Annotated in this window: 13 protein-coding genes; 10 read left to right on the top strand and 3 right to left on the bottom strand. The window is 74.9% G+C overall.

Annotated elements, in window-relative coordinates; translation table 11 throughout:
• Nucleotides 1-293 precede the first annotated feature (293 nt).
• The 10 genes from mihF to putP all read left to right on the top strand — a co-directional run bounded on the left by mihF (nucleotide 294) and on the right by putP (nucleotide 11,505).
• Nucleotides 294-605, top strand: a complete 312-nt coding sequence (mihF, locus tag EDD32_RS14860; protein WP_123920588.1) for an integration host factor, actinobacterial type — start codon at nucleotides 294-296, stop codon at nucleotides 603-605.
• Nucleotides 606-776: 171 nt separating this feature from the next.
• On the top strand, nucleotides 777-1,379 hold the full coding sequence (gmk, locus tag EDD32_RS14855; protein WP_123918683.1) for a guanylate kinase: 603 nt from the start codon (nucleotides 777-779) through the stop codon (nucleotides 1,377-1,379).
• 67 nt (nucleotides 1,380-1,446) lie between these two features.
• Entirely contained in the window at nucleotides 1,447-1,710 is a 264-nt protein-coding gene (gene rpoZ, locus EDD32_RS14850) for a DNA-directed RNA polymerase subunit omega (protein WP_123918681.1), read from the top strand.
• A gap of 58 nt (nucleotides 1,711-1,768) precedes the next feature.
• Nucleotides 1,769-3,004: a bifunctional phosphopantothenoylcysteine decarboxylase/phosphopantothenate--cysteine ligase CoaBC gene (coaBC, locus tag EDD32_RS14845; protein WP_123920587.1), complete on the top strand. Its 1,236-nt coding sequence runs from the start codon at nucleotides 1,769-1,771 to the stop codon at nucleotides 3,002-3,004.
• Nucleotides 3,001-4,209 carry a methionine adenosyltransferase gene (gene metK, locus EDD32_RS14840; protein ID WP_123918679.1) on the top strand — a complete coding sequence of 403 codons (1,209 nt, stop codon included), beginning with the start codon at nucleotides 3,001-3,003 and terminating at the stop codon, nucleotides 4,207-4,209. Before coaBC ends, metK begins: the two co-directional genes overlap by 4 nt.
• 85 nt (nucleotides 4,210-4,294) lie before the next feature.
• Nucleotides 4,295-6,337: a primosomal protein N' gene (locus EDD32_RS14835; RefSeq protein WP_123918677.1), complete on the top strand. Its 2,043-nt coding sequence runs from the start codon at nucleotides 4,295-4,297 to the stop codon at nucleotides 6,335-6,337.
• A 22-nt stretch (nucleotides 6,338-6,359) separates the two neighbouring features.
• Nucleotides 6,360-7,298 carry a methionyl-tRNA formyltransferase gene (locus EDD32_RS14830; protein ID WP_123918675.1) on the top strand — a complete coding sequence of 313 codons (939 nt, stop codon included), beginning with the start codon at nucleotides 6,360-6,362 and terminating at the stop codon, nucleotides 7,296-7,298.
• Between the two features lie 209 nt (nucleotides 7,299-7,507).
• Complete coding sequence (locus EDD32_RS14825; RefSeq protein ID WP_246006155.1) at nucleotides 7,508-9,055, top strand: RsmB/NOP family class I SAM-dependent RNA methyltransferase; 1,548 nt, start codon at nucleotides 7,508-7,510, stop codon at nucleotides 9,053-9,055.
• 11 nt (nucleotides 9,056-9,066) lie between these two features.
• The gene (rpe, locus tag EDD32_RS14820) at nucleotides 9,067-9,735 is read left to right on the top strand and encodes a ribulose-phosphate 3-epimerase (protein WP_123918671.1); all 669 of its coding nucleotides are present in this window, start codon (nucleotides 9,067-9,069) and stop codon (nucleotides 9,733-9,735) included.
• 222 nt (nucleotides 9,736-9,957) lie between these two features.
• Nucleotides 9,958-11,505, top strand: a complete 1,548-nt coding sequence (gene putP / locus EDD32_RS14815) for a sodium/proline symporter PutP (protein WP_123918669.1) — start codon at nucleotides 9,958-9,960, stop codon at nucleotides 11,503-11,505.
• A gap of 105 nt (nucleotides 11,506-11,610) precedes the next feature.
• Here putP and EDD32_RS14810 read toward each other — a convergent pair whose 3' ends face one another.
• From EDD32_RS14810 to EDD32_RS14800, 3 genes are read right to left on the bottom strand one after another with little or no spacing between them, the layout of a single operon-like run.
• The gene (locus tag EDD32_RS14810) at nucleotides 11,611-12,432 is read right to left on the bottom strand and encodes an ABC transporter ATP-binding protein (protein WP_246006154.1); all 822 of its coding nucleotides are present in this window, start codon (nucleotides 12,430-12,432) and stop codon (nucleotides 11,611-11,613) included.
• Entirely contained in the window at nucleotides 12,432-13,295 is an 864-nt protein-coding gene (locus EDD32_RS14805; protein WP_246006153.1) for an ABC transporter permease, read from the bottom strand. Before EDD32_RS14805 ends, EDD32_RS14810 begins: the two co-directional genes overlap by 1 nt.
• Nucleotides 13,292-14,059 carry an ABC transporter permease gene (locus EDD32_RS14800; RefSeq protein ID WP_123918667.1) on the bottom strand — a complete coding sequence of 256 codons (768 nt, stop codon included), beginning with the start codon at nucleotides 14,057-14,059 and terminating at the stop codon, nucleotides 13,292-13,294. Before EDD32_RS14800 ends, EDD32_RS14805 begins: the two co-directional genes overlap by 4 nt.
• Nucleotide 14,060 lies beyond the last annotated feature (1 nt).

Below are 14,060 nucleotides of genomic sequence, written 5' to 3'. Positions count from 1 at the left end.
CCGACCGACCAGGTAGAACGTCTGTACAGAACGCTAGACCGGCCCACCCACACCGGCTCAACGGGTGTGGACAACCACGGGCGCGCAGCCATGTGCAGGGTGGATCGGTGGTGCGCGGGCAGCTCGGATGAGATCCGGACCGTGGCAGCGACACACCGCGGAGGACCCAGAGATTCCGATGCCTAGGACCGCAAACCTCAACCGTTGCCGGACCCCGGGGGAGTCGCTACGTTCAGCACAACGTCGCTGATGACGTCCGTGCTATGTCCCTGCGACCCGACGAGGTGACCGCCGTGGCACTGCCCCCGCTGACCCCGGAACAGCGAGCCGACGCCCTGCGGAAGGCGGCTGCCGCCCGAGCCACACGCGCCGAGGTCAAGAACAAGCTGAAGTACTCCCAGGTCAAGCTCTCCGAGGTCCTCGAGGCCGCCCAGACGGACGAGGCGCTAGGCAAACTCAAGGTCGTCTCGCTCCTCGAGTCCATGCCCGGCGTGGGGAAGGCCACCGCCCGGAACCTCATGGCCGAGATCGGTATCTCCGAGGCACGGCGTGTCCGAGGCCTGGGTCCGCACCAGAGCGCCGCACTCGTCGACCGCTTCGGCTGAGCTCGCACGCCCGGGCCCCTGCACGCCCAGACCCTGCACCGCCCGCGCCGCGCCGCACCGTCGGCGCCGGACCGCACCATCAGTGCCCGGACCGACGGACCCTCGCCGGGCGGGCCGCCGCGGGTCCGTGGCCGGGAGATCCTGTCAGCCGCCGATGGCAGGATGTCCGCCATGACCGACGCCCTCCCGACAAGCGTGCCCGTGACCCGGCCGGACGCCGCGCGCCTGACCGTCCTGTCCGGTCCCACCGCGGTGGGCAAGGGAACGGTGATGGCCGAGATGCGCCGTCGCCACCCCGACCTCTGGATCTCCGTCTCGGCCACGACGCGACCGCCTCGCCCCGGCGAGGTCGACGGGGTCCACTACCACTTCATCAGCCACGAACGCTTCGACGAGCTGGTCGCCTCCGGGCAGATGCTCGAGTGGGCGCTCGTGCACGGCCGCAACCGCTACGGCACCCCCCGCCTGCCGGTCGAGGAGCAGCTGTCGGCCGGCAGGCCCGTGTTCGTCGAGGTCGACCTCCAGGGTGCCCGGCAGGTCCGCGCGGCGATGCCGGAGGCGCGGTTCGTGTTCCTGGCGCCGCCGGACTTCGACGAGCTCGTGCGCAGGCTCGTCGGACGTGGCACCGAGAGCGAGGAGGAGCGTGCGCGCCGCCTGGCCACCGCCCGGGAGGAGCTCGCCGCCGTCGCCGAGTTCGACCACGTCGTGGTCAACGACGACGTGACGCGCGCCACGGACGAGGTGCTGGCGCTGATGGGCCTGGCCGCCAGGTAGACTGGGCGGCTGTATGCGTGCGCGCGCCCAGCGGCAGCGCACCCCCGGCTGGAAGAGAAGGTCACGCATGTACGGAACCGTCGCCGCCCCCGAGGGCATCACCGACCCGCCCATCGACGAGCTGCTCGAGAAGGTCGACTCCAAGTACGCCCTGGTGATCTACGCGGCCAAGCGCGCCCGTCAGATCAACACCTACAACGCCCAGCTGCAGGAGGGCCTCCTGGAGTTCGTCGGCCCGCTCGTGCCCGCCGCGCAGGAGGACAAGCCGCTCTCCATCGCGATGCGTGAGATCAACGAGGGCATGCTCACCCTCACCCCCATCGAGGAGTGACCGGCCGGTCATGACCGACGACGTGCGCGCCGCCCCCGGCACCCCGGGTGGCGGCGCGCTGCGCATCGTCCTGGGGGTCACCGGCGGGATCGCCGCCTACAAGGCCGCCTACCTGCTTCGCCGCTTCCGTGAGGCGGGCCACCGCGTCCGGGTCGTCCCCACCGAGGCGGCCCTGCAGATGGTGGGCCGCCCCACCTGGGAGGCCCTGTCCGGCGAGCCGGTGCGCACCTCCGTCTTCGACGACGCCGAGCACGTCGACCACGTGGCCCTGGGCCGCGGCGCCGACCTCGTCGTCGTGGCCCCCGCGACGGCGGATCTGCTCGCCCGCGCCGCCACCGGCATGGCCGACGACCTCCTCACCGCGACCCTGCTCACCGTCACGTGCCCGGTGCTGCTCGCCCCCGCGATGCACACCGAGATGTGGCTCCACCCCGCCACGCAGGCCAACGTCGCCACCCTGCGAGCCCGCGGCACGCACGTCCTGGACCCGGACGTCGGCCGCCTCACCGGAACCGACACCGGGGCCGGTCGCCTGCCCGAGCCCGAGGCGATCGCGGCCGCCGCACTGGCCCTCGTGGGCCGGCCGAGCCCGACGGCGGACCTCGCCGGCCTCGAGGTCGTGGTCTCCGCCGGCGGTACCCGCGAACCCCTGGACCCCGTGCGTTTCCTCGGGAACCGCTCGTCCGGACGACAGGGGATCGCCCTGGCCGCCGCTGCGGCGCGGCGCGGGGCCAGGGTCACCCTCGTCGCCGCCAACGTCGACGCCGCTCTCACCGCTCCGCTCGGCGCCCTGACCGTCGTGCCCGTCGAGACGACCGCCGAGCTGCGCGAGGCGGTGCGCGACGCCGCCCGCTCCGCCGACGTCGTCGTCATGGCCGCCGCGGTCGCGGACTTCCGTCCGACCACCAGCGCCGCGCACAAGATCAAGAAGACCCCCGGCGGCACCCCCGCCCCGATCACCCTCGTGGAGAACCCGGACATCCTCGCCGAGCTCGCCGCGGAGAGGCTTCGCCCGGGGCAGGTCGTCGTCGGGTTCGCCGCGGAGACCGGCGACGACGACGCGGACGTCCTCGAGCACGGCCGCGCCAAGGCCCGCCGCAAGGGGGCGGACCTCATGGCGGTCAACGCCGTGGGCACCGCGGCCGGCTTCGGCGACGTCCCGAACTCGGTCACGGTCCTGGACGCCGCCGGCGAGGTCGTCGCCCGCGCCGCGGGGACCAAGGACGACGTCGCCGACGCCCTGCTGGACGCCATCACCGCCCGTCTGGCCGCGGCGACTACGATCGTCCGGTGACCTCAGCACCCCGCCTGCGCCAGTTCACCTCCGAGTCGGTGACCGAGGGACACCCCGACAAGGTCTGCGACCGCATCTCCGACTCCATCCTCGACGCCCTCCTCGAGCAGGACCCCGACGCCCGGGTGGCCGTCGAGACGGTCGTCACCACGGGTCTGGTGCACGTGGTGGGGGAGGTGACCACCGAGGCGTACGTCGAGATCCCCCAGATCGTGCGCGACGAGGTCAACCGGATCGGCTACACCTCCTCCGCGGTCGGCTTCGACGGCGACTCGTGCGGCGTCTCGGTCTCGATCGGCCAGCAGTCCCCGGACATCTCCGCCGGCGTGAGCAAGTCGCTGGAGATCCGCGACGACGCGAGCGACCACGACCCGCTCGACCTGCAGGGCGCGGGCGACCAGGGCCTGATGTTCGGCTACGCCTGCGACGACACCGCCGCGCTCATGCCGCTGCCCATCCACCTCGCGCACCGCCTCGCCGAGCGCCTGGCCGCGGTCCGGCGCGAGGGGATCCTCCCGGGCCTGCGACCCGACGGCAAGACCCAGGTGACCATCGGCTACGAGGGCGACCGGGCCGTCGACCTGCAGACCCTCGTCGTCTCGACCCAGCACGACGAGGACGTCACCCAGCGGTGGCTGCGCTCGGCCGTCGCCGAGGAGGTCGTCACCCCGGTGCTCGCCCAGCTCGACCTCGATCTCGACACCGCCCGGCACGACCTGCTGGTCAACCCGACCGGCAAGTTCGTCGTCGGCGGACCCATGGGCGACGCCGGCCTGACCGGGCGCAAGATCATCGTCGACACCTACGGCGGCATGGCCCGCCACGGCGGCGGGGCGTTCTCGGGCAAGGACCCCTCGAAGGTGGACCGGTCCGGCTCGTACGCGATGCGCTGGGTGGCCAAGAACGTCGTCGCCGCCGGGCTGGCGCGCCGGTGCGAGGTGCAGGTGGCCTACGCCATCGGCAAGGCGCACCCGGTCGGCCTGTTCGTCGAGACGTTCGGCACCGAGAGCGTTCCCGTGCACAAGATCGTCGACGCCGTGCGTCAGGTGTTCGACCTGCGCCCGGCCGCGATCGTCCGCGACCTGGACCTGCTGCGCCCGATCTACCGTCACACCTCCGCCTACGGCCACTTCGGCCGCGAGCTGCCCGAGTTCACCTGGGAGCGGACCGACCGCGCCGAGGCGCTGCAGGAGTTCGTGGCCTGAGTGTCGGCCGAGCCGCGGCTCGAGCACGGCGGGGCCCGGGCGCCCTCGACCGCCCGTGTCCCCGGGCCGTGATGAGATGACACCCATGACGACGGCGGGACGGCAGGAGGTGCTCCTCGACCTGCCGGCGGCCGCGCCGGTACGGGTCGACGGCGGCGACGTCGCCGACCCGGTCGCCCGCGTCGTCGTCGACGTCCCGCTGGCCCACCTCGACCACCCCTTCGACTACCTCGTCCCGCCGTCCATGTCGCAGGACGCCCTGCCGGGGACGCGCGTGCACGTGCGCTTCGCGGGCCAGGACCGGCCCGGCTACGTCCTCGAGCGACGCTCCGACACCGACCACGGCTCGGTTTTGAGCCCCCTGCGCCGCGCCGTCTCGCCGGTGCCGGTGCTCACACCCGCGGTCCTGCGTCTGTGCCGCGCCGTCGCGGACCGGTACGCCGGCACCCTCGTCGACGTCGTCCGCCTGGCTGTTCCGCCTCGGCACGCCACGACCGAGCGCTCGGTCCTGGAGAAGGCAGCGCCGCCGGCCGACGCCGAGGTCGACGCGCCCGAGCCCGGCCCGTGGACCGACCTCACCGGCGGCCCGGCGTTCCTGCGGCACCTCGCCGACGGCGCCAGCCCCCGAGCCGTGTGGACGGCCGCCCCGGCGGCAGCCACGCCGGCCGCCGGCTGGGAGAGCGCGCTCGCCCTCGCCGCCCGCGCCACGCTCGCGTCCGGGCGAGGCGTCCTCGTCGTCGTACCGACCTCGCGCCACGTCGAGGCCGTCACCGCCGCGCTCACCGTCGAGCTCGCCGCCGAGCCGGTCGTGCGCCTCGTCGCCGAGGACGGCCCCGCCCGGCGCTACCGCAGCTTCCTACGGGTGCTGCGCGGCGAGGCGCGAGTGGTCGTGGGCACCCGTGCCGCAGCCTTCGCCCCGGTGCGGCGACTCGGTCTCGTCGCCTGCTTCGACGACGGCGACGACCGCCTCGCCGAGCCCCGCGCGCCCTACCCGCACGCCCGGCAGGTCCTGGTCCTGCGGGCCGAGCAGGAGGGCGCCGCGCTCCTGCTGGGCGGGCACACGCGGACGGTGGAGGCCCAGCTCCTCGTCGAGACCGGCTGGGCGCACCCCGTCCAGCCGCCCCGCGCGGTCGTGCGCCGTGCCGCGCCGCGGGTCGAGGCCCCCACCGACGTCGACCTCGCCCGCGAGGGCCCCGCCGCCGCGGCCCGCATCCCGCACGCCGCGTGGCAGCTCGCCCGCACCGCGCTCGAGACCGGGCCCGTCCTCGTCCAGGTGCCACGCTCGGGGTACCTACCGGTCGTCGCCTGCGCCCGGTGCCACGAGCCGGCGCGGTGCCGTGCCTGCCACGGCCCGCTCCGGCTCGACCGCGCCGGCGCCGTGCCCGCCTGCTCGTGGTGCGGCCGGCCCGCGGTGGACTGGTCGTGCAGCACCTGCGCGCACACGGCGCTGCGCGCGGCGCGGGTGGGCTCGGACCGGACCGCCGAGGAGCTCGGGCGGGCCTTCCCCTCGGTCCCGGTCGTCGTCTCGGGCACCACCGCCGCGCACGGGGTGGTCGAGACCGTGGACGACCGTCCCCGGCTCGTGGTCGCCACCCCGGGCGCGGAGCCGGTGGCCCGCGGCGGCTACGCCGGCGCCCTCCTGCTCGACGGCGCGGTCCTGACCTCCCGACCGGAGCTGTGGGCATCGGCCGAGGCGCTGCGGCGGTGGACCGGGGCGGCCGCGCTCGTCCGGGCCGCGGCCGACGGCGGACGCGTCATGCTCCTGGGCCGGCCCGCGCCGGTCCCGGCGCAGGCGCTCGTGCGCTGGGACCCGGCCGGCTTCGCCGCGCGCGAGCTCGCCGAGCGGACCGAGCTGTCCTTCCCACCGGCCGTCCGGCTCGCGATCGTCGAGGGCCCGGCGGCGGCCGTGCGCTCGTTCCTCGACCACCTCCGCGCCGGCGAGGGGCTGCCCGGGCTGGAGGTCCTCGGGCCGGTCCCGGCCGACGACGGCGTCCGGGCGGTCCTGCGGGTGGGGCGCCGGAGCGGGACGGGTCTTGGCCGACGTCTCGCCCAGGCCTCCGCCGTGCGCAGCGCCCGGAAGGAGGAGGGCTCGGTCCGGGTCCAGGTGGACCCCCCGGACCTGTGGTGAGCGGCACCTAGACTTGCCGACCATGCGCCTGCTGTTCGCCGGCACCCCCGAGGTGGCCCTTCCCTCCCTGCGCGCCCTCATCGGCTCGGCCCACGACGTCGTCGCCGTCCTCACCCGTCCCGACGCCCCGCGCGGCCGGGGCCGGGGGATGGCGGCCAGCCCCGTCGCGGCGCTCGCCCGGGAGGAGGGCATCCGCCGCCTCACCCCGCGCACCCTGCGTGAGGACGGAGTCGCCGAGCAGCTCGCGGACCTCGGCGTCGACGCCGCACCGGTGGTCGCCTACGGCAACATCATCCCGGCGCACCTCCTGGACGTCCCCACCCACGGCTGGGTGAACCTGCACTTCTCGCTCCTGCCCGCCTGGCGCGGTGCCGCGCCCGTGCAGCGGGCCCTCATCGCCGGCGACGAGGTCACCGGTGCCAGCACCTTCCGGATCGAGCAGGGCCTGGACACCGGCCCGGTCTACGGCACGCTCACCGAGGACGTCCGCCCCCGCGACACCGCCGGTGAGCTCCTCGCGCGTCTCGCCGTCTCCGGTGCCGGTCTGCTCGTCGCCACCCTCGACGCCATCGCCGACGGCTCCGCCCGGCCCCAGCCGCAGGGCACCGACGGGCTGAGCCACGCCGCCAAGCTCGAGGCGGCCGACGCCCGCGTCCGCTGGGTCGACCCGGCCCTCGCCGTGGACCGCCTCGTGCGCGGGTGCACGCCTGCGCCCGGCGCGTGGACGACACTCCCGGACGGGTCGCGACTCAAACTCGCCCCGGTCCGGCCCCGGCCCGACGTGGACGACCTGCGCCCGGGCGAGATGCGGGCCGGCAAGCACGAGGTGCTCGTCGGCACGGGCTCGGTCGCGGTGGCGCTGGGCGACGTCGCCCCGGCGGGGAAGGGCTGGATGGCGGCGGAGGCCTGGGCGCGCGGCGCCCGCCCGGCGCCCGGGACGATCCTCGGGCCGTCCTCGTGAGCCCGGACCGGACGGGGCGCGCCGGCGGAGCGGGCCGGTCGGGCGGGGACTCCGGGCACGACCGCGGCCGTCCGCCGGGCCGTGACAGCGGCAGACGCCGGGACGGCCAGGGTCGCGACGGAGCGGTCCGCCGGGACGGCCAGGGCCGCGACGGAGCGGTCCGCCGGGACGGCGCGCGGCGGCCGGGCAGGCCCGACCCCGCCCGGGCCGTGGCGTACGAAGTTCTGCGCGAGGTCCGGGAGTCCGACGCCTACGCGAACCTCGTCCTGCCGGTCCTCCTGCGCGAGCGCGGCCTCACCGGGCGCGACGCCGCCTTCGCCACCGAGCTCGCCTACGGCACCCTGCGGCTGCGCGGCCGCTACGACGCCGTGCTCGAGCAGTGCACGAACGGCCGTCCGCTCACCGCACTGGACGCCCCCGTCCTGGACCTCCTGCGCCTGGGCGCCCACCAGATCCTCGGCATGCGCGTGCCCGTCCACGCAGCGGTCTCCGAGACCGTCACCCTCACCCGCGCGAGCGTGGGGCCCGCCCCGGCCGGGCTGGTCAACGCCGTGCTGCGCGCGGTGGCCCGGCGCAGTCTCCAGGAGTGGCTCGCCGTGCTCGCCCCGCCCGCCGGCAAGGCCAACCGCGCCGGCCACACCGACCGCACCGACCGCACCGACCGGACCAACCGCGCCGGCCGCACCGACCGCACCGACCGCACCGACCGCACCGACCGCACCGACGGAGCGGACGGAGCGGGGGAGCGGGACGCCACCGAGGACGCGCCACTCGGCGACGACGTCGCCGTCCTGTCGCGCACCGAGTCCCACCCGGAGTGGATCACCCGCGCGCTGCGGCAGGCCCTGGTGGCCCACGGTCGCCCCGCAGCCGACCTGCCGGGTCTGCTCGCCGCGGACAACGCCGCACCCCGGGTGGCGCTCGTCGCCCGCCCAGGCCTGGTGACCACCGACGCGCTGGCCGACGAGGCTGCCCGCGCGGGGGAGTCCGGGGTCCGGCGGGGCCGCTGGTCGCCCGTGGCCCTCGTACCGGGCGGCGGCGACCCGGCGTTGCTGCCCTCGGTCCGCCGGGCCGCCGCCGGCGTCCAGGACGAGGGCTCCCAGCTCGTCGCCCTGGCGCTGGCCGCTGCCCCGCTGGGCCCGGACCGCGAGGGCGCCGCCCACGACCGGCAGTGGCTCGACCTGTGCGCCGGGCCCGGCGGCAAGGCGGCCCTCCTCGGCGCCCTCGCCCACCAGCGCGGCGCCCACCTCCTGGCCAACGAGGTCGCGCCGCACCGGGCCGGCCTGGTGCGCGGGTCGGTCGCAGCGGTCCCTGCCGGCACGGTCGAGGTGCGGGTAGGCGACGGCCGCGAGGTCGGGGAGCTGTTCCCGGCGAGCTACGACCGCGTCATGGTCGACGCCCCCTGCACGGGCCTGGGTGCGCTGCGCCGTCGGCCGGAGTCACGCTGGCGGCGCACGCCCGGGGACCTCACCGCCCTCTCGCCGCTCCAGCGCGACCTGCTCACGTCGGCGCTCGAATCGGTCCGGCCCGGGGGAGTGGTCGCGTACGTGACGTGCTCGCCCCACCTGGCCGAGACCCGGGCGGTCGTCGAGGACGTCCTGCGCCGCCGCGACGACGTCGAGGTCCTCGACGCCGTCGCCGTCCTCGACGACATCACCGTGGAGCCGCTGCCGGGACTGACCGGCCCGTACGTCCAGCTCTGGCCCGACCTGCACGGCACCGACGCGATGTTCCTCGCGCTGCTGCGCCGCCGATAGGCTCGGGCACCGTGAGCATCGTCATCTCGCCCAGCATCCTCAACTCGGACTTCTCCGACCTCCGCGGGGAGCTCGCGAAGATCGCCGGCGCCGACTTCGCCCACGTCGACGTCATGGACAACCACTTCGTGCCCAACCTCAGCCTCGGGCTGCCGGTGGTGGAGCGGATCCTCGAGGTCAGCCCCGTCCCGGTCGACGCACACCTCATGATCGACGACCCCGACCGGTGGGCCCCGGCCTACGCCGAGGCCGGGTGCGCCTCGGTGACCTTCCACGCGGAGGCCGCGGCGGCCCCGGTCAAGCTCGCCCGGGACCTGCGCGGCCTGGGTGCGCGGGCCGGCCTCGCGCTGCGCCCGGCGACCGCCGTCGAGCCGTACCTGGACCTCCTGCCCGAGTTCGACATGATCCTCGTGATGACCGTCGAACCGGGCTTCGGCGGGCAGAGCTTCATCGATGCGACGCTGCCGAAGATCGCCCGGACCCGCAAGGCCGTGACCGAGGCCGGTCTCGACGTGTGGGTGCAGGTCGACGGCGGGATCTCCCGTGAGACGATCGAGCGGGCCGCCGACGCCGGGGCGAACGTCTTCGTCGCCGGCAGCGCCGTCTACCGCGCCGAGGACGCGGCCGCCGAGGTCGACGCCCTGCGCGACCTCGCCGCCGGGGCGCACCACCACCGGTGAGGGACGTCGGGACGGCCGGTGAGGGCGTGCTGAGGCCCCACGGGAGCCCCTGCGTGACCACCCCTGTGCCATGCACCGTGGTTCCGACCTGACGTGCTGCGCCCACGCCCTCGAGCACTGAGAGTCCCCTCACAATGCCCCTCGCAGCAGGGGCAAACCGCTGGATCCCGCCGCTGAGCCGCGGTAACGTCGCCGCGCCCCGAACCCAACCTAAGGAGCGGCGTGAGCGATCAGGCGTACCAAGCCCTGGCCATGATCATCTACCTGGCAGCGATGTTGTTCATCGGCTGGTGGTCCTTCCGCAAGACCACCGACCTCGGTGACTACATGCTCGCCGGACGAGGTCTCGGACCCGGCGTGGCCGCCCTGAGCGCCGGAGCGTCGGACATGTCCGGCTGGCTCCTCATGGGTCTGCCCGGCGCCATCTACGCCGCCGGTCTCGTCGAGGCCTGGATCGCCGTCGGGCTCACCGTCGGCGCGTGGCTGAACTGGAAGTTCGTCGCACCGCGGCTGCGCACCTACACCCAGGTCTCGAGCAACTCGATCACGATCCCGAGCTTCCTCGAGAGCCGCCTCAAGGACACCTCACGCGCCCTGCGCATCGCCTCCGGCATCATCATCCTGGCGTTCTTCACGTTCTACGTCTCCTCCGGCATGGTCGCGGGCGGGGTGTTCTTCGAGAGCTCCTTCGGCTGGGACTACCGCACCGGCATGCTCCTCGTCGCCGCCGTCACGGTGGCGTACACCCTCTTCGGCGGCTTCCTCGCCGTCAGCTACACCGACTTCGTCCAGGGCGTCATGATGTTCCTCGCCCTGCTCGCGGTGCCGCTCGTCGGCCTGACCGTCGTCGGCGGGCCCGCCGGCGCCGCCGCGTCCATCCGCGACGTCGACCCCGGTCTGCTGAGCCTGACCAGCGGTGCCACCGTGCTCGGCGTCGTCTCGGCGCTCGCCTGGGGCCTGGGCTACTTCGGTCAGCCCCACATCATCGTGCGCTTCATGGCGATCCGGAGCTCGGCCGAGGCCAAGGCCGGCCGCCGCATCGGGCTGGGGTGGATGATCCTGTCCGTCCTCGGTGCGCTCGCCACCGCCCTGGTCGGTGTGGCCTACTTCCAGCAGAACCCCGGCGCCGACCTCGGCGACCCCGAGACCGTGTTCATCACCATGGGCCAGGTCCTCTTCCACCCGCTGGTCGCCGGGTTCCTCCTCGCCGCCGTCCTCGCCGCGATCATGAGCACGATCTCCTCGCAGCTGCTCGTCAGCTCCTCCGCGCTGGTCGAGGACCTCTACCGCACCGCCGTGCGCAAGGACGGCTCGGACCGACAGTTCGTCATCCTGGGTCGCCTCGGCGTCCTGCTCGTCTCGCTCGTGGCCGCGGCCATGGCCTGGACGCAGAATGACACCATCCTCGGCCTGGTGGCCTTCGCGTGGGCCGGCTTCGGCGCCGCGTTCGGCCCGACGATCCTCCTGGCCCTGTACTGGCGCCGGCTCACCGCCGCGGGTGCGCTCGCCGGCATGGTCGTCGGGGCGGTCACCGTCGCGGTCTGGGGCAACCTCGAGGGCGGCATCCTCGACCTGTACGAGATCGTCCCCGGCTTCGTCCTCAACCTGTTCGTCGCCGTCGTGGTGAGCCTGGTCGTGCACCGGCACGACCAGGAGGTCACCGACGAGTTCGACGCTGCCCTGCAGCTGCTCGACGACGACGAGTCCGACGCCGCGGCTGCTCGCGCGGACGCCGCCGACGCCCGCGCCGCGGGCCGCACGACCGCCTGAGACGTCGCACACCGAGGGCCGTCGCCGACAGGCGGCGGCCCTCGTGCGTTCGTTGACCACGGCCGCCGCCGTCGAGCGGCGGCCCCTCGTGCTCCGGCGACGCACCTACGAGTTCGTCGGACCTCGGCGGGCCTGCTGGACGAGGTCGTAGACGCGGGCGCGGAGCCGGGCGAACTCCTCCGAGCTGCGGGTGGTGCGCTGGTCGCGCCGGTCGGGCAGGTCGACGGCGACGTCGGCCAGCACGACGGTGGGCCGGCCGGACAGGACGAGCACGCGCTGGCCGAGGTAGACGGCCTCGTCGATGTCGTGGGTGACGAGGACCAGGGTGATGCCCAGACGGTGCCAGAGCTCGCGGACGAGGTCCTCGAGGTCGGCGCGTGTCTGGGCGTCGACGGCGGCGAAGGGCTCATCCATGAGCAGGATGTGCGGCTCGTAGGCCACCGCCCGCGCGATCGCCACCCGCTGCTGCATGCCGCCGCTCAGCTGCCAGGGGTAGGCGGTGGGCACATCGGCGAGACCCACGGCCGCCAGCGACTGCCCGACCAGTCGCCGCCGCTCGGCCCGGCCCACCCCCTTCTCCCGCAGCGGCAGCTCGACGTTGCGCTCGACGGTGTGCCACGGGAACAGCGAGCGCGCATAGTCCTGGAAGACCATGGCCATGCCCGGTGGTGGCCCGTGCACCCGCCGCCCCTCGAGCACCACCTCGCCCGACGTCGGTTCGAGCAGGCCCGAGAGGCACCGCAGGAGCGTGGTCTTGCCGGCGCCGGAGGGCCCGACGACGCAGACCATCTCGCCGGCACGAACCTCGAAGGTGAGGTCGCGGATGGCCTCCACCCCGCCGTCCGCGGTCCCGTAGACCTTGTGCAGGGCGTCGACCCGCAGCATCGGCGTGCCGGTGGGCGGCCGGCGGTCGGGCACGGCGGGCATCAGCGGCTCTCCCGGGCGGTCCGTCGCAGGCCGCGGTGCCAGGCGAGCACGCGCCGCTCGACCACCCGCAGCAGCGCGGACAGCACCACGCCGAGCACCCCGAGCACGATGATGCCGGTCCACATCTCGGGGACGGCGAACGAGCGCTGGAACTGCACGACGGTGAACCCGAGGCCGTTGTTGGCGGCGAACATCTCGCTGATGACCATGAGGATGATGGCGAGCGAGAGCCCCTGCCGGGCGCCGGTCATGATCTGGGGGGAGGCGGCCCGCAGCACGAGGGTGCGCAGCGCCGTGCGCCGACGGAGCCGGTACACCGCGGCGGTGTCGCGGAGGATCTCGTCGACACCGCGCACCCCCTCGACCGTGTTGAGCAGGATCGGCCACAGCGCCCCGGTGGCGATGACGAACACCTTCATGGGGGTGAAGATGCCCAGGAAGAGCATCGTCACGGGGATCATCACCGGCGGGGGGATCGCCCGGAAGAACTCCAGGGCCGGCTCGGTCAGGGCCCGCAGCACGGGGGAGGACCCGATCGCGACCCCCGCCGCGACGCCGACGACGAGCGCCACCGCGTAGCCGGCGAGCAGCCGGGCGAGGCTCGGGGCGGCGTCGGTGACGAGCCTGCCCTCGAACCACGCGGGGCCGAACGCGTCGACGATCGCCGACAGCGGCGGGAAGTAGAACGACTCGCTCCCCGCCGAGGCGAACCACCATGCGGCGAGGAGGACGGCGGGCAGGGCGACGGCAGCCCCCACCCGCCGCAGGACGCCCGCGCCGACCTCTCGCGACCGGTCGCGCGGCGCGCCGCCCCCGGCCCGGCCACGGCCGGTGCCGGCAGCCCGGCCCCCGGTCGCGGTCACGCCGGCACCTCCCGACGGACCGACGGGTGCCACCGCAGGACCCGCCGCTCGAGCGCGCGCACGCCGAGGTTGACCGCCACACCCAGCAGCCCGGTGACGACCACCAGGGCGTACATCGGCGCTACGGCGCCGGACTGCTGGGCGACGGCGAGCAGCCGGCCGAGGCCCGGTGTGCCGATCACGAGCTCACCGGTGAGCGTGAGGACCAGGGCCACGGAGGCAGCGAGGCGGAACCCCGTGATGACGTACGGCAGGGCGCTGGGCCCCACCACGTGGGTGGCCACGGTGAGCCGTCGGTAGCGGTACACCCGAGCGGTCTCGCGTGTGAGGGGGTCGACGTCGGCGACGCCGGCGAGGACCTGCAGCAGCACCGGCCAGAAGGCGGCGTAGACCACGAGGAGCAGCGTCGCGGCCACACCGGTGCCGTGGAGGAGGACGACCAGGGGGATGAGGGCCACCGACGGGATGGGACGCAGGAACTCGATCGTCGACGACGTGGCCGCGCGCACCCACCCGGCCGAGCCGATCACCGCACCGAGCACGACCCCGGCGATCGTGGCCGCCGCCAGGCCGATCGACCACGTGGTCAGGGTCTGCCCCAGCGCGGACCAGAACGCCGGCGTCGCCGCCCGGTCCGCGAGCGCGGCGGCGATCTCGGTGGAGGGAGGCAGGAACCGCCGGTCCGCCGCGCCGGTCCGGGGAAGGATCTCGAGCAGGGCGACGACGGCGAGGACCCCCGCCAGTCCCAGCGCCGTCCGGTGCACG

It is taken from the genome of Georgenia muralis (assembly GCF_003814705.1).
Lineage (GTDB): Bacteria > Actinomycetota > Actinomycetes > Actinomycetales > Actinomycetaceae > Georgenia > Georgenia muralis.
Note: the sequence above shows the minus strand (reverse complement) of the source record. Positions and strands in the feature narration are given on the sequence as shown.

Bases quoted from the DNA above. Each gene is read 5' to 3' on its own strand.
- gmk (WP_123918683.1), top strand. From the start codon at position 777: ATGACCGACGCCCTCCCGACAAGCGTGCCCGTGACCCGGCCGGACGCC.
- rpoZ (WP_123918681.1), top strand. From the start codon at position 1,447: ATGTACGGAACCGTCGCCGCCCCCGAGGGCATCACCGACCCGCCCATC.
- EDD32_RS14835 (WP_123918677.1), top strand. From the start codon at position 4,295: ATGACGACGGCGGGACGGCAGGAGGTGCTCCTCGACCTGCCGGCGGCC.
- EDD32_RS14830 (WP_123918675.1), top strand. From the start codon at position 6,360: ATGCGCCTGCTGTTCGCCGGCACCCCCGAGGTGGCCCTTCCCTCCCTG.
- EDD32_RS14810 (WP_246006154.1), bottom strand. From the start codon at position 12,432: ATGCCCGCCGTGCCCGACCGCCGGCCGCCCACCGGCACGCCGATGCTG.